The organism is Paenarthrobacter sp. CAP02 (assembly GCF_040137855.1).
Classification (GTDB): domain Bacteria; phylum Actinomycetota; class Actinomycetes; order Actinomycetales; family Micrococcaceae; genus Arthrobacter.
Genome location: NZ_JBEEII010000007.1, coordinates 112,779 through 136,259, shown reverse-complemented (window position 1 = coordinate 136,259; position 23,481 = coordinate 112,779). Strand labels below are relative to the sequence as shown.

Below are 23,481 nucleotides of genomic sequence, written 5' to 3'. Positions count from 1 at the left end.
AGTCTTGACGGTGTGGCGGCCGTCACCCAAGCTTAGCGCTAGGTTGTAAATTTATCTCCTATCTAAACTCGGCGGGCAGGACGGATGGCCCTCTGATGGTGACGCGGCCGTTGGGGTCCGCAGGATGAAAGGACTATGGTGTCTGCACAATCGACACGCAAGAAACGCCTGGCAGCGATGGGGCTGGGGCTGGCCCTGCTGGCAGGCCTCCTCTCGGGTTGCACGGGCGAACCGGGCAAGGAAACAATCCGGTTCACGTTCAGTAAGCGTGAGGCCATCGGCTTCATGGGCAAACTCGTTGCCGACTACAACGCTTCGCAGGACAAGACGCAGGTTGTCATGGACACCTCCGGCGTCGACGTCGTCTCAGCCAGCTTCGTACGAGGCAACCCGCCGGACATTGCACTGGCCAACTACAACATGGAATCGTCCCGGTTCGTCCAGCGCGGGGTTTTGAGCGATCTTTCCGGAACCAACGCTGCCTCCCGCATCAGGGAAGACCTCCAGCCGTTGATGGACCAGTACGGCAAGTACCCAGGGCGTACCAGTGCCCTTCCCTATTCGGTGATGGCGTCCTCCGTGATCTACAACAAGGACATCTTCGCTGCGAACAACATTGAGGTCCCGACAACCTGGAGCCAGCTGATCGCCGCCTGCGAGAAATTGAAAGCCGCTGGCGTGACGCCGTTCTACGCCACGTGGAAGGACGACTGGACCATCGCGCAGGGATGGTTCGACTACTCCGTTGGCGGTCAAGTGGACACCCTTGACTTCTTCAAGAAGCTCGCCGATGAAGGAACGGGCGTCGGTCCGGATTCCTCGGTGTCGTTCCAGAAAGACTTCGACCAGCCGGTTTCCAGGATGCTGCAGTTGACCAAGAACTACGTCAATAAGGATGCGGCGAGCCGGGCCTATGGCGACGGAAACCTGGCCTTTTCACAAGGCAAGGCGGCCATGTACCTGCAGGGGCCTTGGGCATTCAGCGAAGTGGCCAAGACCGCACCGGACCTCAAGCTCGGGACTTTCCCGTTGCCGATGACCGAGAATCCGGAGGACCTGCGCGTCCGCGTCAACGTGGACCTCGCCGCGTGGATTCCTGAGGCGTCCAAGCACAAGGACGCCGCACGTGACTTCCTTGAGTATCTGTACAAGCCGGAAGTGATGGACGCCTATAACAAGTCCCAGCTCGGTTTTACCCCAACCAAGGACTCCACGGTGGTCCCGGACCCGCGGATCGCGGGCATGGCCGGGTACTACGAGCAGGGAAAGGTCTATCAGGGCCCCTCGGTCCTGGTGCCAAAGACCATCCCGATCATGAACTACACCCAGGCGCTCGTCTTCGGCGCGGGACCTGAATCCACCCTCCGCACCCTCGACGCAGATTGGGCGCGCCTGGCGTTTCGCCAGTAGCGCCGGACCCTGGAGCCAAGAAATGTCAATCCTCACCAACAAAACCACCTCCGGCAGGGGCCTTCCCCGGCAACGCGCCAAGCGTCCCGTCGAACCGATCTTCTACCTCTTCCTTCTGCCCAGCCTTCTCTTGTTCACCCTTGCCATCACCGTCCCGGCCATCATCGGTATCTTCTTCAGCTTCACGGATTCCATTGGCATCGGTGACTGGAAGTTCGTTGGCCTCACCAACTATGTTGCAATCTTTGGTGATCCTGCGATCCTGCAGAGCTACCTTTTCACCTTCGGTTTCTCGCTGGTTACGGTAATCGCCGTCAACGTCGTGGCCTTCCTCCTGGCAGTGGGCCTGACCTCGCGTATCCGGATGAAGTCTGCGCTGCGCACCGTCTTCGTCATCCCCATGGTGGTTTCCGGCATCATCATCGCCTACGTCTTCAACTTCCTGTTTTCCAACTCGCTGCCCGCGGCCGGGGCGGCAGCAGGGATTCCATGGCTGGAAAGCAGCCTGTTGGCCAACCCGGACCTGGCATGGATTGCCATCGTGCTGGTGACCGCGTGGCAGGCAGTTCCCGGCGCCCTGCTCATCTACATCGCGGGCCTGGTCGCTGTTCCCGGGGATGTTTATGAGGCAGCGGACATCGACGGCGCCAGCAAGTTCCAGCAGCTCGTCAAGATCACCCTCCCGCTGGTGGCCGGATACGTGGTCATCAACATCATTCTCGGGTTCAAGGGCTTCCTGAACGCCTACGACATCATTGTCGGGCTGACGAACGGCGGCCCGGGAACCTCGACCCGAAGCATCGCAATGACCGTGATCGCCGGCTTCAACGGCGGCGACTACGCCTACCAGATGGCCAACGCAACGATCTTCTTCGTTGTCGCCATCCTGATTTCCCTTGTACAGCTCTCGTTGACCCGCGGACGGAATGCCCTCTGATGACCAATCAAGCCACCATCGAAACCGAAGCCCGGCAAACCAAGCCACGCACCGCCGTCGGACGTTCCCGCTCCGCTGCGGGAGTTAAGCCGGAGCGGGCCAACTGGTCGGGGACCGCCATCCTCCTGTTGTGCGCCGTTACTGTCCTGCTTCCCCTGTACGTCACGGTTTCCATGGCGTTCAAGACCCAGGGGCAGGCAGTTGACGGCAATGCGTTCTCCTTCCCGGCGCCATTCAGCCTGGACGGCTTCGTCCAGGCCTGGACGTTGACGAACTTCCCCGTCGGCGCTGCCATGTCGCTGCTGGTCACGGCAGGCACGGTGGTGGCAACCATCATCCTGGCTGCGTTCGCGTCGTACGCGATAGTGCGTAACTGGGAGCGCAAGCTGTTCCGGTACTCGTTCTTCTACCTGCTCGCGGCCATGTTCATCCCGTTCCCTGTGGTCGCACTGCCGCAAATCCAGCTCACCGGCCGGCTGGGCCTGGACAATCCCTTCGGCGTCATCCTGCTCGCCACCATGTTCCAACTGAGCTTCAGCGTGTTGCTCTTCACCGCGTTCCTCCGTTCAATCCCCATGGAGTTGGAAGAGAGCGCCCGGATCGATGGTGCCACGACGTGGCAAACGTTCTGGAAGCTGATCTTTCCGCTGCTGGCGCCGATGAGCGCAACGGTGGGCATCTTCGCGTTCCTCTATGCCTGGAACGACTTCATGATGCCGTCCCTGATCATTTCCGATCCGGCCCTGCAGACCCTCCCGGTGCGGCAGAACCTCTTCCAGACCCAATTCAGCAATAACTACCACGTGTCCTTCGCGTCCTACCTCATGGCCATGGCACCCGCGATCGTTGCGTATCTCTTTACCCAGAGGTGGGTCATGGCGGGCGTCACCCAAGGCGCAGTCAAGGGCTGACCCACTGTTGACCTTCCCGCGTCCAGCGTTTCATACTGGTCCGGGATCTAAATTTAGAATCTAAATCAAAGGAGTTCCGTGAGCACCCCCACTACGCAGGCACACCGTACCGACGCCGGACGCATGACGGATCCGAACTGGTGGCGCCAAGCAGCGGTCTACCAGATCTATCCCCGCAGCTTCCACGACGCGAACGGGGATGGGCTGGGCGACATCAAGGGCATCACAGCCAAGGTCCCGTACTTGAAGGAACTGGGAATCGATGCCGTCTGGCTCAGCCCGTTCTATCCCTCGGCCCTGGCTGACGGCGGCTACGACGTGGATGACTACCGCAATGTGGACCCCAAGCTGGGAACCCTGGAAGACTTCGACGAGATGGCAGCAGCCCTGCACGCGGCAGGGATCAAGATCGTGGTGGACATCGTGCCCAACCACTCTTCGGACCGTCACGAATGGTTCAAGGAGGCCCTGGCATCGCCGAAAGGGTCGGCCGCCCGCGAGCGCTACATCTTCCGTGACGGCAAGGGCGAGAACGGTGAGCTTCCTCCCTCCGACTGGGATTCCGTCTTTGGCGGTCCCATCTGGGAGCGCATCACCGAGCCGGACGGCACTCCCGGGCAGTGGTACATGCACATCTTCGCCAAGGAACAGCCGGACTTTAACTGGGAGAACCCGGAAATCCGCGAAGACTTCCTCAAGACCCTGCGTTTCTGGTCGGACCGTGGTGTGGACGGCTTCCGCATCGATGTTGCCCACGGCATGGCCAAGGACCTGTCCGAGCCGATGCCCATGAAGGCAGACCTGCTGAAGAAGGCGCACGGAACCGACGGTTTCACCGATGGCTCCCACCCTTTCTGGGACCGTGACGAGGTGCACGAGGTCTACGCCGAGTGGCGCAAGCTCTTCAATGAATACAACCCGCCGCGGACAGCCGTTGCCGAGGCATGGGTCCACGAGTCCCGCCGGGCCCGGTACGCCAGCCCTGAGGGACTGGGCCAGGCCTTCAACTTCGACCTGCTCCAGTCCGACTTTGACGCCGCATCGTTCAGGAAGATCATCACGGACAACCTGGTCCACGCCAAGGAATCCGGCGCATCTTCAACGTGGGTCTTCTCCAACCACGACGTCGTCCGCCACGCCACCCGTTACGGGCTGCCGAAGGGCGGCTCAGTGGCACAGGGAACCAACGCCGCGCAGGACATCACCGGCAGCGAACCCAAGGGCCAGGACGGCAAGGGCTGGCTTCTGGCCGGCGCGCCGGCTGAGGAGCTCGACGTCGAACTTGGCTTGCGTCGCGCCCGCGCCGCAACGCTGTTGTTGCTTGCGCTGCCGGGCTCCGCGTACCTGTACCAGGGTGAAGAGCTGGGCTTGCGCGAAGTGACGGAGATTCCCGACTCCGAGCGTCAGGACCCGTCCTTCTTCCGCAACCCGGGAGTGGAGATCGGCCGTGATGGGTGCCGTGTCCCGCTGCCGTGGACAGCGCAGGGCCCGTCGTTCGGTTTCGGGTCCGGCGGCGCGCACCTCCCGCAGCCTGCGTGGTTTGCGGAGTACGCAGTGGCCAAGCAGGACGGCGTTGAGGGTTCCACGCTTGAGCTGTACCGGAAGGCGCTGCACCTGCGAAGCGAACTCCAGGCCGATGAGGAACTCGAATGGGTGGAGACCGGCAACCCGGATGTGCTGCACTTCAGCCGTCCCGGAGGGTGGCACACGCTGACCAACTTCGGCAGTGAGCCCGTTGATCTTCCTGAGGGCGAGGTTGTGGTCTCCAGCGGACCATTGGAAGAGGGCAAACTGCCGTCGAACACCACTGCCTGGGTTGTCAGCAAGGCGTAGGGGAGTACTGACGCTATGGCGAACGGGCGTGGACGCCTTATATACGGCTGCATGGGACTTGGCGGATCGTGGGACGGTACGTCCTACGGAGCTGCGGAAATCGACCAGGCCGCTGCAGTGATTGACGCCGCGCGCGGGATCGGTGTTGAGCTGTTCGATCATGCGGACATCTACCGCAGCGGCAAGTCCGAGGCAGTTTTTGGGGAGGTCCTCGCCCGTTCGCAGGGCCTGCGCGAAAACATCCAGTTGCAGACCAAGTGCGGGATCAGGCTGGGGGAGCGGGGGTTGGATACGCACTACGACCTCAGCCGGGAAGCCATCCTTGAACGGGTCAACGGGAGTCTGAAACGTCTTCAAACGGATTACGTGGACCTGTTGCTCCTGCACCGGCCGGATCCCCTGATGGACCCGCATGAGGTGGCGGCCGCCGTCGGGCAGTTGATGGCAGAAGGAAAGGTGCGGCAGTTGGGGGTGTCCAACATGTCCGGCGCGCAGATTGCCTTCCTCCAGGACGAGTTGGAGACACCCATCGTGGCCAACCAGTTGGAAATGAGCCTGCTGCGGCGGGACTGGGTGGAGAGCACCGTGCTGGTGAACCATCCGGAAGGCCGGGGCTACAGCTTTCCGCACGGGACCGTCGAGTACTGCGTGGCTAATGGGGTGGAACTTCAGGCGTACGGGTCCCTGGCCCAAGGCCGTTTTACGGGGACGCAGTCTGCAGAGCTTTCGCCGGCCGAATCGGCAACTGCAGACAAGCTTGCACAGTTGGCGGCCGGGAAGAACACCACGCCCGAATCAGTGCTGCTGGGCTGGCTGATGAAGCACCCGGCCGGGATCTCGCCTGTTGTAGGGACCACTAACCCCGCGCGTATTCGCGCATGCGCTGATGCCGCCTCTGTGGCCGCCGGCATGTCCCGTGCCGAGTGGTACGGACTATGGATATCGGCGAGGGGAAGCAACATCCCGTAACGCTGGTTTTAACCCAACTGAGCCGCAGCTGTGTGCGTGATGACCTCTCAAAACGCGCTCAGCTGCGACTCAGTTGGGTGCTTACAGCAACACATGGCTACGAGACGGGGCTGGCCGGAGCCACCACGGAGTACGTGCTGGAGTCACCCTGGATCGCCTGGCTTGGCTTTCCGTCGATGCCTACGGGGATGTCGCCGGCGATGGTCACTCGGTTGAGCTTGCGCGGCTGGCCATCGTAGTTGTCCGGTGCGTAGTGCTGGGTGATGCGGTTGTCGAACAAAACCACCTGGTTGGGCTCCCAGTTCACGCGGACCACATTCTCCGGTCGCGTCACATACGCCTGAAGCAGGCGGATGATGTCCTTGGACTCCGTGTTGGACAGGCCCACGATGCGAAGCCGCTGCGCGAAGCCCCCAATGAACAATCCGCGCTCGCCGGTCAATGGGTGGACCCGCACCACGGGGTGGGCGGTCTCGAACTTCAGCCGGGTGAACTCCTTGCGACGTTCCTCGGCGTTGGAGTGCTCCAGGTTCTTGGGCACCGAGTAGTCGTAGTCATTGGTGTGGATGGCCCACAGGCTGTCCGCGAAGGTGCGCAGTTCCTCGGGCAGGTCCTGGTAAGCCCCGCCCGAGGAGGCAATCAGCGTCTCTCCGCCGTAGGCCGGAAGGTCGATGCTGCGCAGGGTGGATGCCTGCGGCGGGTTCACCACGAACGTGACGTCCGTGTGCCAGTTGTTGGCCGAGCCGTTTTCGCTGTCGACGGGCAGGACGTTCTCTTCCCCTTCCACCGAAGCCACGGTCGGGTGGGCCTTGGTCAGTGGTCCGAAGTGTGAAGCAAACTTCACCTGGGCCTCATCCGTGAGGATGTTGGCCTCGCGGAACACCAGCGCCTTGTGCTCGTTGAGGGCTGCCCTGATCTGCGCCACGGTTTCCTCGCTGAGGTCTCCGCTGATGTCCAGCCCACGGATTTCGGCACCGATGCGGGAGCCGAGCTTGGCGAACTCGAGTTTGGTTTCGGTAATGACGGTCATTGTTTTTCCTTTTCGTTTCTGTGATGTGTGTGGCTGGGTCGCCACGGGTAAAAATTCAGGAGGCTGCAGAACCGACGGCGGTCCGCCACCGGGAGAAGTGCCGTTCCAAGGCCACCAGCAGGAAGTTCACACCGAGGCCCAGCAAGGACACCGTGAGGATGCCCGCGTACATGTCCGGGATCAGGAAGCTGCTCTGCGCATTGACAATCAGGTAGCCCAGGCCAGCCTTCGCGCCCACCATTTCGGCGGCGATCAGCACCAGGATGGATGCGGTACCGGCCATGCGGATGCCCGTGAAGATCGTGGGCACCGCGGAGGGCAGGATGACTTTCTGGAAGAGCCGGAAGCTGTTGAGTCCCAAGGAACGCGCTGCCCTGATCAGGAGCGGATCCACGGTCTTCACCCCGGCGATGGTGTTCAGCAGCACCGGGAAGAAGGCCGCGTAGGCCACGATGCTGATCTTGGATTCCTCGCCGATGCCCAGCAACAGCGTGAACACAGGCAGGAGCGCCAGGGCCGCCGTGTTGCGGAACAGCTCCAGCAGCGGGTTCAGGACCGAGTTCAGCCGCCCGTACCAAGCGATCAGCAAACCCAGCGAGACACCCGCGACCAGCGCGGCGCCGAAGCCCGCAACGGAGCGCGTGAGGCTGGCCGCGATGTGGCCTTGGATGGTGCCGGATTCAAAAAGCTTGCCCCAGGCCAGGAGCACTTCGTGCAGCGGTGGCAGGAACACCCGGGTGGAGGGACTCGCCAAGTACGTGGGCCCCAACTCCCACAGCGCCAGGAACGCCAGGACCGCCGCGGACTTCCACACGGCTGAACCAAGCACCGCGGCGACACGACGCACTATTCCGGGTGCCGGCGTCGTACCCTCTCCGGCGGCTGCCGTCACGGAAGGTTCGACGGCGGTGCGTGCGTCAGCCGCGGAGGCTGCGGTTTCTGGATGTGCCAACGTGGTGGTCATCAGGCCGCGCTCCTTTCAATAGTGGTGGTCACAGGTTCGTCCGGTGCGCTGCCATCCGGGAGGATCTTGCGGTGCCCGGCGTCCTGTGCCCGGCGGACTTCGTCGTGCAGCAGGGTCCAGACCTGGTGCCGGTGCTCAACAAAGGCAGGGTTGGAACGGCTGTCTTCGTCGCCTTCACGGTCCGGGATGTTTATGTCCACGATCTCCTTGAGCCGCCCCGGTCGCGCGCTCAGCACGGCAACGCGCTCGCCGAGGTAAACGGCCTCGTCGATGCCGTGGGTGATGAACACGATCGTCTTGCCGGTTGCCTTCCAGATCCGGAGCAGTTCGTCCTGCAACTGTTCACGGGTCTGGGCATCCAGTGCGGCGAACGGCTCATCCATGAGAAGCACGTCCGGCTCATAGGCCAGGCTGCGGGCGATGGCAACCCGCTGCTTCATTCCGCCGGAGAGTTCATGCGGGTAGCGGTCCTCGAAGCCGGCAAGGCCTACCAACGCCAAGTACTCCTTGGCTTTTGCCGCACGTTCCCGGCGATTCAGCTTCTTCCCGTCGGGACCCACCCCTTCGAGGCCGATCGACACATTGGCTGACGCCGTCCGCCACGGAAACAAGGCGTACTGCTGGAACACCACGGCCCTGTCCTTGCCCGGACCGGTAACCGGTTTGCCGTCCACCAGGACTTCGCCGGACGTCGGGGATGATAAGCCGGCGAGGAGGTCCAGCAGGGTGGTTTTGCCGGAGCCGCTTGGTCCCACCAGGGTGAGGAATTCGCCGTCGCGGACGTCAAGGCTGAGCCCATCGATGGCGGTCAACCGGGTGGCCGCAGCAGTCTTGGTGGCGCGGACCGTGAATTCCTTGCTGACGTTGCGCAAGCTGATTTTCGCCGTCATGGCTATCCCTTCTTCGCGAGGTCGTTGAAGTCGTTGGTGTAGTACTTGGACGGCGCCAGGTCGCCCTTGAGGATGCCCGAGGACTTGAGCCAGGCCTCCCAGCGGGTGAAGTCCTCGTCCTTGATCACGCCTGCGTCCGGAACGCCCGGGCTCTTCCAGAACTTCAGGTTGGCTGTGCTTTCGTTACGGCCGCGGCTTTCGATGATCTTGGTGAAGCGGGCGATCACTTCCGCGCGCGGCGTTTCCGTTGCCCACTTGATGGCCTTGGCCACGCCTGTGGTGAAGGTGCGGGTGGTGTTGGGGTTCTTCTCGATGAAGTCGTTGCGGAGCACGATCTGCCCGCCGGCAAACGATCCAAACAATTGGACATCGCTGAAGAGGGACCGCAGTCCGCCTGCTTCGACGGCATGGTCCTGCAGGATCCCGCCGAGCGTTCCGGCATCGACCTGGCCGCGGCGGATCGCTTCCTCGGTGTCGTTCGGTGCCAGCGGGACAAGCTGGACCTGCTTGATTTCGTCCTGGCTCAGTCCGTTCTTGGTCAGCCACGTGTTGATGACTGCCTCGTGGTGGGCACCGAGGGTGTTGACCGCGATCTTCTTGCCGATCAGGTCCTTCGGACCTTTGATGTCGCTGTCTGCCTTGACGTAGTATCCGCTGAAGTTCTTGTCGTCCGAGCCGTAGTAGTTGACGACGCCCTTCACGGGCGCTCCGGCCTCGATCAGCTTCACCACCGCACCGGAGAAGGCGCCGCCGAAGTCGGTCTGGTTGGTCGCTGTCGACTGGATGTCCTGCGGGCCGCTGGTGGTGTTGCCAACCCAGTTCAGTTTCAGGTCGCCCAGGTAGCCCAGGTCCGCTGCGAGTTCGGGGAAGGTCACGTTGTTCGCTGAGCCCTGGTAGCGGAGTTCCTTGACCTCGTTGCCTGCTTGGTTGGCTTGTCCGGCTTCGGCTGCACCGCCGCAGCCGGACACCGTCAGCGCTAGTACGACGGCGGCCGCGACGCTCAGGAGGGGCAGATGCAGTTTCATGGGAGCTACTTTCAGATGATGGGGGTGTTGGGTGGTCGGCCGATGCCGGAGATGTAATACCCGTGCAACGGCTTGGGAACGATGAAAGCCCATTTCGACGGTGGCTGGAAAGTGCCGCGGTAACGCCCGGAAACGCAACGAAACAGCCCGACACGGGAAGAAATCGCGGGCAATTCCCGGCAACCGGGGGACACAAGACGCTGCGTTGAGCCCTGTGAACAACAACGTCCGGTGGGCGTCGTGTGACTGGCGGGTACCGCCGTCGGGCGTTCATACTGCCGGACCCCACAGTCATATGGGGTTTAGTTCGTATTGATCCTCACAACCGGGCGAAATTCTTCGCCTTGCGGCGCGCGGGACGGATACGGTAGATACATGACGTCTAGCATCGCCGCCGAGTCCATTCGGCCTACCCGCAATATTCCTGCCGATATCGCCCGTTCCTGGCTTCTTGTCAATGCCATGAAAACGGAGCTTTTTGAAGAATCTGCGGGTTCGCGGGCAGACGCGATCATCCTCGACATTGAAGACGCCGTAGACCCCTCCCAGAAGGATGCCGCCCGCGAGAACGTGGTGAACTGGCTGACCGCAGGTGGACAGGCATGGGTCCGGATCAACGACGCCACCAGTCCGTTCTGGGCCGACGACCTTGCCGGACTGCGTGGCACGCCCGGACTTCTGGGTGTCATGCTCGCCAAGACCGAGTCCGCTGACCAGGTCACCGAGTCGTACCACCGCATGGATGGCAAGACCCCCGTTGTGGCCCTGGTTGAATCGGCCCTCGGCATCGAGGAAGCCAACCACATCGCCCGTGCGCAGGGCGCTTTCCGCCTCGCCTTCGGTTCCGGCGACTTCCGCCGCGACACCGGCATGGCGGCCACGCCCGAGGCCATGGCCTACCCGCGCGCCAAGCTGGTTGTCGCCAGCCGCGTCGGTAACCTGCCGGGCCCCATCGACGGACCCACCGTGGGAACCAACCACCCGATCCTGCGCGAGCAGACCGGCATCACCGTGACCATGGGCATGACCGGCAAGCTGTGCCTGGCCATTGACCAGACCACGGTCATCAACGAAGTCATCAGCCCCACCCCGTCAGACGTCGCCTGGGCCACGGACTTCATGAACGACTTCGAAGCCAACGGCCGTGTCATCCGCGACGGTTCCGATCTCCCGCGTTTGGGCCGTGCCGAGAAGATCATGAAGCTCGCAGTGGCTTTCGGAGTCCAGCCTTCCCTGTAGGGATGATGGTCCACGGAGTCTCATGGGACTCTTCCGTCCCTGCGTTGAGACTGTGGTCGCCGCAGGCGGAATTTACTGATGTTGCGTTGGCCCGGGGTACGTCCCTGGGCCTTCGCGTTGCCCCCGGTTTGTGGTGCCTTGGCCATACAAGGGTCCACGGACCCGGAGACCGGACGTATGTTCCCTGCCCCAGTGGTGCCCCGGCGGAGCGGGGCAAGCAGTGCGGTGCGTGCTTTGCGCGCGACGAGCCGCGGTTGATGCATGACTTCCACCGGGGTGGCTCCGTACCGTCAGGGCTGAGGGCCTACCTCATGCAACCGCACTGGCTCTACGTGGCCACCTTCGCGAACGGTGCAAGCAAGGTCGGGACAGCTTCAGCGCCACGCAAGTGGAACCGCCTTGCTGAACAGGGCGCCGTGCATGCCTCCTACGTGGCGCACGCCGAAGACGGCCGCATTGTCCGTGTCCTGGAGGACCTGGTAACCCGCGAACTCGGCCTCGTCCAGCAGGTCCGCTCGGCGGCAAAGGTGACCGGCCTGGTGGAGCCGCGTTCCGGCGTCGAGCTTGCCGCTGCGAACCGCCGGCATGCCGGGCGCGTGCGGGAACTGTTGGGCGGCCTGGCCATGACCGGTTACGCGGTGGTGGAGGAAGAGTGGGAGAGGCCCGAGCTGGCCGACACCCTCTGCGCCGCGCACACCGGCCTTCGCCACCGTTATCCGGCAACGTTCGACGGCGGTGGGCACGGTGTGCGGGTCCGCTCGCTGAGCGGAGCAATCGCCTTGGTTGGCCTCCCCGATGCTTCGGGAAACGAGGTTGAAGGCAGTTTCGTGGCAGACCTCGGTGCCCTGAAGGGCCGCGAAGTGGAGTTCGGCCCGCACACCACCGAGATACCGGCCCTGCAGGACTCCCTCTTCTAACCCCCTCCCGTTGTGGGGCCTGTTGTGCGGGGTATTTCGTGGTCGTGGGGCGCAGAGTGGGCCCCGCAACGCAACCCCTTCAACGCCCGCCGGTAGACTTGGACGGTGCTGAACGAATTCTGGGCCACCGCCCCTACGTCCTACAAAGTGCTGGTCTTTGGCGCCATGGGCCTGATCGCCGTCGGAATTATCCTGAGCATTGTGGGCAACACGTCCGGCAACCAGGGACTGGCATTGGCATCGCTTCCGCTGATCGGCGTCGGCCTGCTCCTGCACGTTGCGGGGCTCGTGGTCCGCGGCCAGAAAATCCGCAAGGACTACAGGAAGTAAACCAACCCTTCGGGCCGATAGGGTTGGATCATGAGTATCAATCCGGACCTGCAGGGCCGAAGCTACCCTGCCGCAGAGGTATACGACGTCGGGCGCGAAAAGATTCGCGAGTTCGCCCAGGCCGTGAAGGCAACCAACCCCGCGCACTTTGACGTGGAGGCGGCCAAAGCCCTCGGACACAGCGACCTCGTAGCCCCGCCAACGTTCGCCATCATCGTCGCCCAGCGCGCAGACGCGCAGCTTGTACAGGACCCCGCGTCCGGCATCGACTTTTCCCGCGTGGTCCACGCCGACCAGCGGTTTACGCACCACCGCGCCATTGTTGCCGGTGACCGTCTCGTGGCCGAACTGCATGTCGACGGCGTCCGGGCCATGGGTGGTGGGGCCATGATCACCACACGCTCCGAAATTTCCACCGAAGCGGGCGAAAAGGTCGCCACCACCACCTCATCCATCCTGGTCCGCGGAGAGGGACAGTAACCATGAGCCTCACATTCGAAGAACTTGCTGTTGGCCAGGAAATCGGTACCCGCAGCATCGACGTCACCCGCCAGGACCTGGTCAAGTACGCGGGGGCCTCGGGCGACTTCAACCCGATCCACTGGAACGAAGCCTTCGCTACCTCGGTTGAACTGCCCGGAGTTATTGCGCACGGCATGTTCACCATGGGAGCCGCAGTGCAGCTGGTGAGTGACTGGGCGGGCGACCCGGCCGCCGTCGTCGATTACCAGACCCGCTTCACCAAACCAGTCCTGGTCACGGACACCACCGGCACGGACGAACCCGGCGCTGTCATCGATGTCACCGGTGTGGTGGGAGCCCTCGACGCCGACGCCCACACCGCCCGTATCGACCTCACTGTCGTCGCCGGCGGACAGAAAGTCCTCATGAAGTCGCAGGCGGTCGTGAAGGTCTCTTGAATCAACCGAACCCTTCCCCGCAACGCGCCACTGCGACCCAGATGATCCAGTGGCGCGTCGCTGTCCTGACGTCCTATGCGGCCAGCGGCGTTGCGTTCGCCACGTGGGTGTCGCGGCTCCCGGCGATCCGTGACGGACTGAACCTGACCCCCGGCGGCATCGGGCTTCTGCTCATGTGCATGACCGTGGCGTCGTTCATTTCGATCTCCGCATCCGGGCTCATCGTGCTGCGGCTCGGGCCCAAACTCACCAGCTGGATTGGAAGCTGCATGGTGGGGGCAGGCCTGGTCACTGTTGGCGTCGGGGCGTCCATCGCGGCGAACCCCGCGGTTGTTGCCACGGGTTTGGTGGTACTGGGCCTTGGCACTGCCAGCTGGAATACGGCGTCCAACGTCGAAGGCGCAGCCATGGAGCGGGCTCTGGGACGGCACGTCATGCCGCACCTCCATGGCGCCTTCAGCCTCGGTACTGTCGCGGCTGCGGGGTTTGGTGCCTGGGCCGCCGCCGTGCACCTGGCCGTGTTCTGGCATTTCCTCATCGCGGGCGTCGTAGTGACGGGCTCCGTGGTGACCGCAGGATTCTTCTTCCGGGCCGAGAAGACTGCGGCGCCGGCCCGTGCTCCGCGTCCGGAGGAAACCGATACTTTCCAGGACCCTTCTACTGGACCGTTGCCCATTATTACGGCGGAAACCGGGACCGCGGCTGCACCACTGGACAACAAACGGCTCGTGGCCCTTGCTTGGCGTGACCGTCGAACGCTGCTGATCGGCGTACTTGTCCTCGGCCTGGCATTGGCCGAAGGCGCTGCTGGAGACTGGGTGGCTTTGGCACTGTCCGACGGCTACGGCCAATCGGACGCGGCAGGAGCGGTTGGCTACGGACTGTTCGTGACGTTCATGACTATTGGACGCTTCGCCGGCACCGTCATCCTTGACCGCTTTGGGCGGGTAGTGGTGATGCGCTGGTGCTCGGCCACCGCCGTCGTGGGTCTGGCGCTTTTTGTGTTTTCTCCGGTGCCCTGGCTCGCGTTCGTGGCCTTGGCGGTCTGGGGCCTCGGTGCCTCGCTGGGGTTCCCGGTGGGAATGTCCGCCGCAGCTGATGACCCCGTGCACGCTGCCGCCCGCGTTTCCGTCGTCTCCACCATTGGCTACGGTGCGTTTCTGTGCGGACCGCCGCTCCTTGGCCTGCTGGCCGAACACTTTGGCATCCTCCACTCCCTGCTTGCACCTCTTGTGATGCTGGTTGTCAGCTTCTTCCTGGCTCCCCTCGCCGGCCAAACCACAAGGAAGTCCATGGAGCCCAACGAAGCCCGTTAGGCTTGATTGGTGACCCAGACGCTGCTTTCCGAATTGACCACCGCCGCTGTTGGCGGCCCCGCAGGAAACTTTGTGGAGGCCCGCACCGAGGCTGAAATCATCGACGCCGTACGGTCGGCTGACGCTGCAGGCGAAAAACTCCTCATCATCGGCGGCGGATCCAACCTTCTCATCTCGGACGAAGGCTACCCCGGCACTGTCCTGAAGATCGCATCCGAAGGGTTCACAGTGAACTCCGAGGACAGCTGCGGAGGCGTGTCGGTGGTGGTACAGGCCGGCCACAACTGGGACGCCCTGGTCCAACACGCCGTCCTGCACGCATGGTCCGGCTTGGAAGCACTGTCCGGCATTCCGGGTGCCACAGGAGCTACGCCCGTGCAGAACGTGGGAGCTTACGGTGCCGACGTATCTCAAACCATTGCGGCCGTGCGGACCTGGGACCGTGAACGCAACGCCGTGCAGACCTTCACCAACTCCGAGCTCAAGTTCGGATACCGCGACTCCATCCTCAAGCAGACCACGGTGGAGGGCTCGCCGCGCTACGTGGTCCTGACAGTCGAGTTCCAGTTGCCGCTGGGTCGGATGAGTGCCCCTATCCGGTACGCCGAGCTGGCCCGGGTGCTGGGCGTGGAGGCAGGCAAGCGCGCCTACTCCAACGATGTCCGCCGTGAAGTCCTCCGGCTCCGGGCCTCCAAGGGAATGGTACTGGACGCAGAGGACCGGGATACCTACTCCACCGGCTCCTTCTTCACCAACCCGATCGTGCCCGCAGAGCGCGCCGCGGGGCTGCCCGCGAACGCACCGCAGTACCCCGCCGGAACGGATGGACTGGTGAAGCTCTCCGCCGCCTGGCTCATCGACCAAGCCGGGTTCGGGAAGGGCTTCGGGCTTGAGGAGGGCAGTGTTTCCGGGGGCCGGGCGTCCCTGTCCACCAAGCACACGTTGGCCATCACCAACCGTGGGTCAGCCTCAGCCGCGGACATGGTGGCGATCGCGCGCGAGGTGCGTTCCGGCGTCGTCGAGCGTTTTGGTATTGAGCTGCACCCGGAGCCGCTGTTGATCGGTGTGTCCCTCTAAGGCGCGTTCGCTGGGGGGCTCCCAGGATCTTGCCCCTCGGCGGTCCTAGCGTGTTCGCCGCTCGGCGATCGGCAGGACCTTGTTGAGCAGCAAGAACGTCAACCCGCAACTGATGGAGCCCAGAAGGAATATCTGGCTGAACGCGATGCTCTGGGGCGAGGGACCACTCGGCATGAACAGCCCGGCTGCAGCGAAGCCCACCAAGCCCAGGAGCATGACAACTGACCCGAGCAGGAAGCTGCGGACCTGGGCGGCCGCGGCCGGGTAGAACCACGGCTCGGGGGCGTCATCATCACGATCGGACACGGGCTGGCTGGCCGCCGCTGTTCCAATGAGGAGCGCGGCCGTAGCCGTTGCGACCAGACTGACGGTTTGGATGGCCTGCATCGATGGAGAAAGGCTGACGCCGGTCCCGACGGCCACGATCAGCCCGGCACCAAGTCCAACGAGCGTGCAGAACCAGCCGGCGGTAGCCAACCACCGGCTCATCGGCCGCACGAACGGAGCGAGGTCACCAAAAAGCATGAACTCATCCTAGGTTCCCCTGCTGGGTGACGGCTGGGAGGCACGGCAAGGTTCCCTGTGCCCGAACGCGCTCTTAGGATGAAGCATGCCTACACCGCTGACTCCCCGCGTCATGGGCCGGCTCCGGCTCGCCAGCCAGGGCCTGCTGGCCGGAGGCTTCCCCGGTATCGCCGACGCTGTCCGCTGGATGACCGCCATGCAGGCCCAGGATCTGGGAATGGCTTTCTGGGCTGTGGGGCAACGCGTGCCCGGTATTGCGGCCTCGGACGTCCGCGCAGCCCTCGATGCCGGGACGGTGGTTCGTTCCTGGCCCATGCGCGGGACCCTGCACCTGCTGGCACCCGAAGATCTGCGCTGGATCCTGGGGATCACTAGCGGTCGGCTGGCAACCGTCGTGGCGGGGCGGCACCGCGAACTGGCCATTACTGCCGACGACATCAGCCACTGCCGGGACATAGCTTACAAAACCGCCGAAGTCCTCAAGACAGGAGAGGGTGCCGCCGGGGCAACCCGCGAACAGCTGTTCACCGCTTTTGAGGAAGCCGGCCAGCCCACTACCTCCCAGCGGGGCATCCACATCCTGGGAACTTTGTGCCGCGAAGCGTGGCTGGTCCAAGGACCCATGGCGGCCTCTGGCGGAAAAGCCGGCGTCCAGCAACTGTTTGTACCCTTCGAGGACTGGATTCCGGAGTCCAGGGACCTGGGCCGTGAGGAAGGGATAGCCGAACTCCTCTTCCGGTACTTCCGGGGCCACGGTCCGGCGACCATCAAGGACTTTTCGTGGTGGAGCCAAGTGCCGCTCACCGAGGCCCGCGCTGCCTTGGCAGCCGTGCGGGACCGCCTGGAGGAGCTTCAATTCCGCGGCGCCAGCTACTGGCTGTCACCCCAAGCGGCAGTAATGCTCGACGACGGCGTTCCCGGCTCCCGCTCGCTGCTGGCACTGCCTGGGTTTGACGAATACCTTCTCGGCTACCAGGACCGCAGCCTGGTTCTCGCCCCGGAGTACGCCGAACGGGTGGTGCCGGGGAAGAACGGCGTCTTCAAGCGCGTCATCGTGTCCGGGGGCGACGTAGTCGGGACCTGGGCCCATTTGGGCTCCGGGAAGAACGCCGGGGTGGTCCCGGAACCGTTTGCAGGCGAGCTTGGTCCTGCCGCCGAGCGGGCGTTCCAGGCTCAGGGACGGGCGTACCTGAAGTTCATGGCGAGCTGAGGCCGGCCCGCTGTTCCGTTGCTTGCCCGCTGATCCGTGGTTGGCCAGCGACGTTGGAGCGGGTTGGCGACGGGTTTGGGTGGGGCGGTGGGCGTGGCTCGGGGGGTGGGCCGGGTGATCCGTTGCTGGCCCGCTGTTCCGTTGCTGGCCAGCGACGTTGGAGCGGGTTGGCGACGGGTTTGGGTGGGGCCGTGTGGGTAGGTCTGGGCGTGGGCCGGGTAATCCGTTGCTGGCCCGCTGTTCCGTCGCTGCCCAACGACGTTGGAGCGGGTTGGCCACGGGTTTGGGTGGGAAGTGGGAGGGCTGGGGCACTCCTCGGCGCCCCGACTCCGATGGGCTGGTCGGGGTTGTCCACATACGGGAACTGACCCATGGTGGGCTATGTCCGCGCGCCCGGAGGATGGACACATGCAAACAAAGAAACTTGATCACCACATCTCGCGCCTCTGGCCCGGCACCTCGGTAGCGACAACAGCAGACTTGTCCGGACTCGGCTTTAGTGATCGGGTGCTCACAACTGGCGTCCGCTCCGGGAAACTGATCAGGCTTAGGCGTGGTGCCTACGTCAGGGCCCAGGATTGGCATCGGAGAAAGCCATGGGAACAGGACCTGCTGCGTATAGAGGCGCATCATCGTGGCGCGCGGACAACCAGTGTCTACAGTCATGTCAGTGCCGCACGGTTGCACGGATGTTCCCCTTGGGACAGTGGTGCCCAGGTGCACGTGACCACACCGTTTTCCCCGTCCCAGGGGAGCTCTGGTGACGATGTCGTGGCCCACGGAGGGCCGCTGTCGGGTACTGAGATCGTCGAGGTGCTGGCCCCCTGGCAAAGGCCCATCCCGATCACCAGCCTTGAGCGCACCGTGGTGGACTGTGCACGGACCTTGGACTTTGAGCGGGCTCTGGTAATCGCGGACCAAGCTCTTCGAAAGGGTGCTGATCCGCAGGTTCTGCGGGATTACCTAAGCACCGGAGCGATCACGCGGGGTGCCCGACGCTTGTGGCGGATCCTGGACGCCATGGATGGGAGGTCCGAATCAGTAGGGGAGACGCGCACACGTGCGCTTCTGGACCGGCTCGGCATCGTTGGCGCAGACCTTCAGGTAGAGGTCACGACGCCCATCGGAACCTACAGGGGAGACTTCGGCTGGAGGGACCACAAGCTCATCCTTGAGTTCGATGGTCGAGCCAAGTACTTCGACTACGCACCAACTGAGGACGTCATATTCCAGGAGCGGCGGCGGGAGAAAGCCCTTATGGCAATGGGCTGGAACGTCATCAGGATCGAGTGGGGAGACCTCAGCAGGCCCTGGGAGGTTGAGCGTCTGCTCAAAACCGCCTTGGCCAAGGCAGGAAGTCGAAAACCCGCTGTTCCGTTGCTGGGCAGCAACAGAACAGCGGGTTAGCGACGTTCGGGGCGGGCGGGTACTAGAGCTTGCCCGTCGCGATGTTGAGCATACGGCGGAGCGGCTCGGCTGCACCCCACAGGAGCTGGTCGCCCACGGTGAAGGCGCTGATGTATTCCGGGCCCATTTCGAGCTTGCGGATACGGCCCACGGGGATGTCCAGCGTGCCGGACGCAGCCACCGGGGTCAGGTCCGCCATGGAGGCTTCCTTGGTATTGGGAACAACCTTGGCCCACTCGTTGTCCTTGGCCAGAAGGTTCTCAATCTCGGTGACGGACAGGTCCTCACGCAACTTGAGCGTCAGTGCCTGCGAGTGGGAGCGCATGGCACCAATGCGGACACAGAGACCGTCCATGGCGATGTGGTCCTTGCCGGCGGTACCGTTTCCGGTGCCGAGGATCTTGTTGGTTTCTACGCCGGCTTTCCACTCTTCCTTGGATTGGCCGTTGCCGAGGTCGGCATCGATCCAGGGAATCAGGGAGCCAGCCAACGGGACGCCGAACTGGGTGGCGTCAACGCCGGTGCGCTGTGCCGCGAGGACCTTGTGGTCGATCTCCAGGATGGCGGAGGCGGGATCTTCCAGTTCACTGCTGACCTCGTTGTTGAGGGTGCCGAACTGGTTCAGGAGCTCACGCATGTGGCGGGCACCGCCACCGGAAGCGGCCTGGTACGTCATGGACGTACCCCACTCCACGAGGTTGTTCTTGAAGAGGCCGCCGAGGCCCATCAGCATGCAGGAGACCGTACAGTTTCCGCCGATGAAATCCTTCACCCCGCCGGAAAGGCCTGCGTCTATGACGTCGCGGTTGATGGGGTCCAGCACGATGATGGAGTCGTCGTTCATGCGCAGGGTGGAAGCAGCGTCGATCCAGAGGCCGTCCCAGCCACGGCTGCGGAGTTCACCATGAACCTGCTTGGTGTAGTCGCCACCTTGGGCGGTGACAATAATAGGCAGCTTGGCCAGCGTCTCAATATCGAACGCATCCTCGAGCTTGCCTGCCCCCTCAGCGAAGGACGGGGCGGCACCTCCTGCATTCGAGGTGGAGAAAAATACCGGGTTGATGTTGGCGAAGTCGTTCTCTTCCTGCATGCGCTGCATCAGGACGGAGCCGACCATGCCACGCCAACCGACCAGTCCAACGGACGGATTAGCTGCTGTAGTCATTCACCAAGTCTAAACTTTCGGAGCGGACTGCCGCTGTTGGTTACGTCACGGGCGGGACGCACGACGACGACACCCGGCCAGGCGGCCGATCCAACCTCCACGCCCGCTTCCGGCTGGAAAGCTAGTTGCCGGCTTCATGCTCCTGAACCAGAGCAGCTTTGCGTGCCCGGACGGCGAAGAATGAGCCAAACGTGAATACCTGGGTCACGATCACCAGGATGATGATGCCCACGATCTTGTTTCCGCCCAGGATCATCGTCAGGCCCACGATGGCGGAGATCAGGGCAAAGAGCGGCAGCAGCATGTAGCCCAGCACGAACAGGGTTTCGGGTTTCTTCAGCATGCAGTCGTTCCTAGCGTTCGTTCCGGCGCCACGAGGTGAACCGGTAGTTTGTACCATTTTTGGCGGTGAGCCAGCCCTCGGCCGGCGCCATGGTGTCAAAAGTCCAATCATCACCGAGTTCAGGCGCGAAAGTGTCGCCGTCGAAGTCGGCATCGATGATGGTGACCACTGCAAGGTTGGCGAGGTTCATGGACTGCTCGAAAATCTGCGCGCCGCCGATGATCCACACCTTCTGGCCGCCGGGTGCGAACTGGGATTCCAGGAGGGCCTCGTCAAGCGAGGAAACCACCAGTGCACCTTCTGCTTCTGGCGTGGAGGCCCATTCAGCGTTCCGGGTCACTACGATGTTGGTGCGCCCTGGCAAGGGGCGGTACTTCGCGGGGAATGACTCCCAGGTCTTGCGTCCCATGATGACGGGGTGACCGGTGGTGAGTTGGCTGAAGTGCTTCAAATCTTCCGGCAAGTGCCACGGCATGCTGCCGTCCTTGCCGATCACGCCAGCCTTGGTTTGGGCCCAGATCATTCCGATCCCGGTCATGGCGGCAGCCGTCTCCTGGGTAAAGATGACGCCGGGGAGTTGCGCGGGAACGTCGGCGGAAGGCGTGCTCATACGGCGATCGGCGCCTTGATGGTGGGGTGGTGGCGGTAGTCCACAACCTCGAAGTCGTCCAGGGTGTAGTCGAAGATCGAGTCAGGTTTGCGGAGGATCTTCAGCTGCGGGTATTCGTACGGTTCGCGGCTGAGCTGCTCGGCAACCTGCTCCACGTGGTTGTCGTAGACATGGACGTCCCCACCCGTCCACACGAACTCACCGGGTTCGAGGCCCAACTGCTGCGCGACCATGAGCGTGAGCAGGGCGTACGAGGCAATGTTGAAGGGGACGCCCAGGAAAGTGTCCGCCGAACGCTGGTACAACTGGCAGGACAACTTGCCGTCTGCCACGTAGAACTGGAAGAACGCATGGCATGGTGGCAAGGCCATGTCCTTGAGCTCGGACACGTTCCACGCGGACACAATGTGTCGTCGTGAATCCGGGTTGCTGGCCAGGCCCTTCATGACCTCGGATATCTGGTCGATATGTCCACCGTCAGGAGTGGGCCAGCTGCGCCACTGGACTCCGTATACCGGCCCGAGCTCGCCGTCCTGATCCGCCCATTCGTCCCAGATGGAGACGCCCTGGTCCTGCATCCACTTCACGTTCGAGTCGCCGCGGAGGAACCACAGAAGCTCCACTGCCACGGACTTGAAGTGAACCCGTTTGGTGGTGATGAGGGGGAAGCTTTCGGCAAGATCGAACCTCAACTGACGGCCGAAGACGCTGCGCGTCCCGGTTCCGGTGCGGTCCGACTTGTGCGTGCCGTTGGCCATGACGTCGCGCAGAAGGTCTTCATAGGGGGTGGGGATACTCACGGGTCCAGCTTACTTTGCCGGGGCGGGTTGGCCATCACGGAGGTGGCATGTCGAGGGCGGGGAATAGCCTGGATAAGTCCCCTAACAGGGGTCACAGCGGTAATGACGGCGATCGCTGCCAGCACCATTCCGAGGGTAACCGCGGGGCTTGGCGCGAGCGGATAGATCCCCGTGGCGGGCACGAACAGCCGGTACCAGGCATCGCCTGAAGTCATGAGGAGAAGGGCCGATTGCCCGAGGCAGTAGGCGCTCAACGTCCTGATGATGCGGTACATGGAGATTGCCCTCAGGGCGGCGTCCAAGCCGGTGTCGCCGTCGTCTTCGGGAATACCACGACGCCGGCGGGCAGCAAGGACAGCAACGGCACCTGCCGCAGCGACCAGCAAGGTCCCGGTTACGGCAGCCGGCCATGTCGCCGCAGCGAATGGTTGCCCGGCGTGGATGGCCACGACGAAGGTGAGGGACGCAACGAACAGCAGCGCACTGGCCAACGCGAAAGACGACAGCCCGCGGGATACTGGTCGTAACGGCCACCTGACGGGTGCCTCCAGGGTTCCGTAATTTCGTCCGATGAGAACGTCTCCTCCCCAAATGGTTGCCAGGAGGAGTGCCGCCACCAGCCCCAGCGCAAGGGGTGCCACCCACGAATTTTGGGGTTGGGTCAGCGCGTACATTGCAACGAAACCCACGGCGGCCGCCAGCCCTCCAAGCGTGCCGAGCGCAACGCCGATGCTGATGGTTAGCCGGGCTGCTCCGTGAGTTCCGGGGTGAGCACGGAGGGCCCATACGCTGGTGGACTGCCCTGCAGTGCAGAGCGAAGGCATGCGGGGAACCGGCCACAACAACATCACCAGCAGTACCGCCATATTGACCACGCCCAGGGCATTGAACCAGGACGATTGCCACGCGGATCCGGTTTCTGGTTGTGCCGCGAAATTCCCGGCAATGGTGGCAAGGCCGGCCGCAATGGTTGCCACCGTGCGCAGGAGCCGGTTGGCTGCGATGCCACGGAGGGTTCGGTCGTCGTCGGCGTCGAGCGCTTCCAGCTGGCGGCGGCGCCCGATCAACCACAGCAACAGCAGGGTGCCGGAGGCGAGGACCAGCAGCGCGCCTCCGAGCCACGCGGCCAGCTCCCAGCCCGGAATCCTGCCGTCCTGTCCTTGACCGTAGTACCCGGTGTCGACGGCCTGGGACTGTGGCGGGGTAGCTGAAGGGGCAACCGGGGTGTGTCCGGGAAGGGTGGCAACCCACGCTAAGACCACGGCCGTGAAGGCGAATATCGATGTGGTGGTCCAAGCGAGCAGTCGGGGGAGGAACTCCCAGCCCAAGCGTTCGGTAAACCTGCGTTGCCCCTTGGCCGTTGGATAGCTGGACTGACCCAGGGCATGGATGGCGAGGCAGGCGAGGATGGGCCATGCCAGGGCGGTGCCGATCTGTTCAGGAGTTGCTTGAGCAGCCGGCACGGTCGGGTTTCCGGGCAGGATCCCGGCGTTCATGGACCCTTGGAGTGAGCTGGCCATCCAGCCGGTGATTCCCACCCAGAGCCCATGCGAGGCCAAGGACCGGGCATCGGGCTTTGACCACACCAGCATCCGAAGGAACAGGTACACCACGACAGCCCCGATACCCGGTCCCAGCACTGCAACCACAACA

Annotated in this window: 24 protein-coding genes; 14 read left to right on the top strand and 10 right to left on the bottom strand. The window is 63.5% G+C overall.

The annotated features are described in order from the left end of the window. The first annotated feature begins 138 nt into the window (after positions 1–138). The 5 genes from ABHM97_RS13850 (at position 139) to ABHM97_RS13830 (ending at position 6,060) form a co-directional block, all read left to right on the top strand. Positions 139–1,410: an ABC transporter substrate-binding protein gene (locus ABHM97_RS13850; protein WP_257370695.1), complete on the top strand. Its 1,272-nt coding sequence runs from the start codon at positions 139–141 to the stop codon at positions 1,408–1,410. A 22-nt stretch (positions 1,411–1,432) separates the two neighbouring features. After that, positions 1,433–2,347, top strand: a complete 915-nt coding sequence (locus ABHM97_RS13845; RefSeq protein WP_235517174.1) for a carbohydrate ABC transporter permease — start codon at positions 1,433–1,435, stop codon at positions 2,345–2,347. Next, complete coding sequence (locus tag ABHM97_RS13840) at positions 2,347–3,258, top strand: carbohydrate ABC transporter permease (RefSeq protein WP_235517173.1); 912 nt, start codon at positions 2,347–2,349, stop codon at positions 3,256–3,258. The genes ABHM97_RS13845 and ABHM97_RS13840 overlap by 1 nt, the downstream gene beginning before the upstream one ends. Positions 3,259–3,336: 78 nt before the next feature. Then, positions 3,337–5,091 carry a glycoside hydrolase family 13 protein gene (locus tag ABHM97_RS13835; RefSeq protein WP_257370588.1) on the top strand — a complete coding sequence of 585 codons (1,755 nt, stop codon included), beginning with the start codon at positions 3,337–3,339 and terminating at the stop codon, positions 5,089–5,091. A gap of 15 nt (positions 5,092–5,106) precedes the next feature. Continuing rightward, positions 5,107–6,060: an aldo/keto reductase gene (locus tag ABHM97_RS13830; protein ID WP_349471160.1), complete on the top strand. Its 954-nt coding sequence runs from the start codon at positions 5,107–5,109 to the stop codon at positions 6,058–6,060. Between the two features lie 97 nt (positions 6,061–6,157). On the opposite strand, the gene ABHM97_RS13825 is transcribed toward ABHM97_RS13830, so the two are convergent. The 4 genes from ABHM97_RS13825 to ABHM97_RS13810 are packed head-to-tail and all read right to left on the bottom strand — an operon-like array spanning position 6,158 to position 9,969. Next, positions 6,158–7,090, bottom strand: a complete 933-nt coding sequence (locus tag ABHM97_RS13825) for a TauD/TfdA dioxygenase family protein (protein ID WP_257370586.1) — start codon at positions 7,088–7,090, stop codon at positions 6,158–6,160. A gap of 55 nt (positions 7,091–7,145) precedes the next feature. Continuing rightward, the gene (locus ABHM97_RS13820) at positions 7,146–8,054 is read right to left on the bottom strand and encodes an ABC transporter permease (RefSeq protein ID WP_349471159.1); all 909 of its coding nucleotides are present in this window, start codon (positions 8,052–8,054) and stop codon (positions 7,146–7,148) included. Further along, the gene (locus tag ABHM97_RS13815; RefSeq protein WP_349471158.1) at positions 8,054–8,944 is read right to left on the bottom strand and encodes an ABC transporter ATP-binding protein; all 891 of its coding nucleotides are present in this window, start codon (positions 8,942–8,944) and stop codon (positions 8,054–8,056) included. The genes ABHM97_RS13820 and ABHM97_RS13815 overlap by 1 nt, the downstream gene beginning before the upstream one ends. Before the next feature lie 2 nt (positions 8,945–8,946). Further along, complete coding sequence (locus ABHM97_RS13810; protein ID WP_349471157.1) at positions 8,947–9,969, bottom strand: ABC transporter substrate-binding protein; 1,023 nt, start codon at positions 9,967–9,969, stop codon at positions 8,947–8,949. A 375-nt stretch (positions 9,970–10,344) separates the two neighbouring features. Here ABHM97_RS13810 and ABHM97_RS13805 point away from each other — a divergent pair, with 375 nt between their 5' ends. The 7 genes from ABHM97_RS13805 (at position 10,345) to ABHM97_RS13775 (ending at position 15,768) form a co-directional block, all read left to right on the top strand. Beyond that, positions 10,345–11,208, top strand: a complete 864-nt coding sequence (locus ABHM97_RS13805) for an HpcH/HpaI aldolase/citrate lyase family protein (RefSeq protein WP_235517166.1) — start codon at positions 10,345–10,347, stop codon at positions 11,206–11,208. Positions 11,209–11,210: 2 nt separating this feature from the next. Beyond that, a complete protein-coding gene (locus ABHM97_RS13800; RefSeq protein ID WP_502921289.1) occupies positions 11,211–12,125 on the top strand; it encodes a DUF2797 domain-containing protein in 915 nt (304 codons plus the stop codon). Positions 12,126–12,230: 105 nt separating this feature from the next. Further along, entirely contained in the window at positions 12,231–12,455 is a 225-nt protein-coding gene (locus ABHM97_RS13795; RefSeq protein ID WP_349471155.1) for a DUF3188 domain-containing protein, read from the top strand. 30 nt (positions 12,456–12,485) lie between these two features. Beyond that, a complete protein-coding gene (locus tag ABHM97_RS13790) occupies positions 12,486–12,935 on the top strand; it encodes a MaoC family dehydratase N-terminal domain-containing protein (protein ID WP_284986452.1) in 450 nt (149 codons plus the stop codon). A 2-nt stretch (positions 12,936–12,937) separates the two neighbouring features. Next, positions 12,938–13,375, top strand: coding sequence for a MaoC family dehydratase (locus ABHM97_RS13785; protein WP_257370581.1), 438 nt, complete (start codon positions 12,938–12,940; stop codon positions 13,373–13,375). A gap of 41 nt (positions 13,376–13,416) precedes the next feature. Then, positions 13,417–14,691, top strand: a complete 1,275-nt coding sequence (locus ABHM97_RS13780; protein WP_349471233.1) for an MFS transporter — start codon at positions 13,417–13,419, stop codon at positions 14,689–14,691. A 9-nt stretch (positions 14,692–14,700) separates the two neighbouring features. Then, a complete protein-coding gene (locus ABHM97_RS13775) occupies positions 14,701–15,768 on the top strand; it encodes a UDP-N-acetylmuramate dehydrogenase (protein WP_349471154.1) in 1,068 nt (355 codons plus the stop codon). Between the two features lie 45 nt (positions 15,769–15,813). Here ABHM97_RS13775 and ABHM97_RS13770 read toward each other — a convergent pair whose 3' ends face one another. Then, positions 15,814–16,293, bottom strand: a complete 480-nt coding sequence (locus ABHM97_RS13770; RefSeq protein ID WP_235517162.1) for a hypothetical protein — start codon at positions 16,291–16,293, stop codon at positions 15,814–15,816. Positions 16,294–16,378: 85 nt separating this feature from the next. Here ABHM97_RS13770 and ABHM97_RS13765 point away from each other — a divergent pair, with 85 nt between their 5' ends. After that, positions 16,379–17,503: a winged helix DNA-binding domain-containing protein gene (locus ABHM97_RS13765; protein ID WP_349471153.1), complete on the top strand. Its 1,125-nt coding sequence runs from the start codon at positions 16,379–16,381 to the stop codon at positions 17,501–17,503. 723 nt (positions 17,504–18,226) lie between these two features. Further along, on the top strand, positions 18,227–18,910 hold the full coding sequence (locus tag ABHM97_RS13760) for a DUF559 domain-containing protein (protein ID WP_349471152.1): 684 nt from the start codon (positions 18,227–18,229) through the stop codon (positions 18,908–18,910). Between the two features lie 22 nt (positions 18,911–18,932). On the opposite strand, the gene asd is transcribed toward ABHM97_RS13760, so the two are convergent. The 5 genes from asd to ABHM97_RS13735 form a co-directional block, all read right to left on the bottom strand. Further along, the gene (asd, locus tag ABHM97_RS13755; RefSeq protein ID WP_235517159.1) at positions 18,933–20,075 is read right to left on the bottom strand and encodes an aspartate-semialdehyde dehydrogenase; all 1,143 of its coding nucleotides are present in this window, start codon (positions 20,073–20,075) and stop codon (positions 18,933–18,935) included. 121 nt (positions 20,076–20,196) lie between these two features. Continuing rightward, positions 20,197–20,418 carry an NF038396 family protein gene (locus ABHM97_RS13750; protein WP_235517158.1) on the bottom strand — a complete coding sequence of 74 codons (222 nt, stop codon included), beginning with the start codon at positions 20,416–20,418 and terminating at the stop codon, positions 20,197–20,199. A 10-nt stretch (positions 20,419–20,428) separates the two neighbouring features. Next, positions 20,429–21,028, bottom strand: a complete 600-nt coding sequence (locus ABHM97_RS13745) for a dihydrofolate reductase (RefSeq protein WP_349471151.1) — start codon at positions 21,026–21,028, stop codon at positions 20,429–20,431. Beyond that, positions 21,025–21,828 (bottom strand): thymidylate synthase, encoded by an 804-nt coding sequence (locus ABHM97_RS13740; protein ID WP_284986457.1) that lies wholly within the window; start codon positions 21,826–21,828, stop codon positions 21,025–21,027. The genes ABHM97_RS13745 and ABHM97_RS13740 overlap by 4 nt, the downstream gene beginning before the upstream one ends. Further along, positions 21,825–23,477 carry a hypothetical protein gene (locus ABHM97_RS13735; RefSeq protein WP_349471150.1) on the bottom strand — a complete coding sequence of 551 codons (1,653 nt, stop codon included), beginning with the start codon at positions 23,475–23,477 and terminating at the stop codon, positions 21,825–21,827. Before ABHM97_RS13735 ends, ABHM97_RS13740 begins: the two co-directional genes overlap by 4 nt. Between the last annotated feature and the right edge of the window lie 4 nt (positions 23,478–23,481).

What these genes read in the sequence shown, in the direction of transcription:
- ABHM97_RS13820 (WP_349471159.1), bottom strand. Translation starts at nt 8,054, where the DNA reads ATGACCACCACGTTGGCACATCCAGAAACCGCAGCCTCCGCGGCTGAC.
- ABHM97_RS13805 (WP_235517166.1), top strand. Translation starts at nt 10,345, where the DNA reads ATGACGTCTAGCATCGCCGCCGAGTCCATTCGGCCTACCCGCAATATT.
- ABHM97_RS13765 (WP_349471153.1), top strand. Translation starts at nt 16,379, where the DNA reads ATGCCTACACCGCTGACTCCCCGCGTCATGGGCCGGCTCCGGCTCGCC.
- ABHM97_RS13830 (WP_349471160.1), top strand. Translation starts at nt 5,107, where the DNA reads ATGGCGAACGGGCGTGGACGCCTTATATACGGCTGCATGGGACTTGGC.
- ABHM97_RS13785 (WP_257370581.1), top strand. Translation starts at nt 12,938, where the DNA reads ATGAGCCTCACATTCGAAGAACTTGCTGTTGGCCAGGAAATCGGTACC.
- ABHM97_RS13790 (WP_284986452.1), top strand. Translation starts at nt 12,486, where the DNA reads ATGAGTATCAATCCGGACCTGCAGGGCCGAAGCTACCCTGCCGCAGAG.
- ABHM97_RS13780 (WP_349471233.1), top strand. Translation starts at nt 13,417, where the DNA reads ATGATCCAGTGGCGCGTCGCTGTCCTGACGTCCTATGCGGCCAGCGGC.
- ABHM97_RS13840 (WP_235517173.1), top strand. Translation starts at nt 2,347, where the DNA reads ATGACCAATCAAGCCACCATCGAAACCGAAGCCCGGCAAACCAAGCCA.
- ABHM97_RS13745 (WP_349471151.1), bottom strand. Translation starts at nt 21,028, where the DNA reads ATGAGCACGCCTTCCGCCGACGTTCCCGCGCAACTCCCCGGCGTCATC.
- ABHM97_RS13825 (WP_257370586.1), bottom strand. Translation starts at nt 7,090, where the DNA reads ATGACCGTCATTACCGAAACCAAACTCGAGTTCGCCAAGCTCGGCTCC.
- ABHM97_RS13800 (WP_502921289.1), top strand. Translation starts at nt 11,211, where the DNA reads ATGATGGTCCACGGAGTCTCATGGGACTCTTCCGTCCCTGCGTTGAGA.
- ABHM97_RS13815 (WP_349471158.1), bottom strand. Translation starts at nt 8,944, where the DNA reads ATGACGGCGAAAATCAGCTTGCGCAACGTCAGCAAGGAATTCACGGTC.
- ABHM97_RS13810 (WP_349471157.1), bottom strand. Translation starts at nt 9,969, where the DNA reads ATGAAACTGCATCTGCCCCTCCTGAGCGTCGCGGCCGCCGTCGTACTA.
- asd (WP_235517159.1), bottom strand. Translation starts at nt 20,075, where the DNA reads ATGACTACAGCAGCTAATCCGTCCGTTGGACTGGTCGGTTGGCGTGGC.
- ABHM97_RS13750 (WP_235517158.1), bottom strand. Translation starts at nt 20,418, where the DNA reads ATGCTGAAGAAACCCGAAACCCTGTTCGTGCTGGGCTACATGCTGCTG.
- ABHM97_RS13770 (WP_235517162.1), bottom strand. Translation starts at nt 16,293, where the DNA reads ATGCTTTTTGGTGACCTCGCTCCGTTCGTGCGGCCGATGAGCCGGTGG.
- ABHM97_RS13845 (WP_235517174.1), top strand. Translation starts at nt 1,433, where the DNA reads ATGTCAATCCTCACCAACAAAACCACCTCCGGCAGGGGCCTTCCCCGG.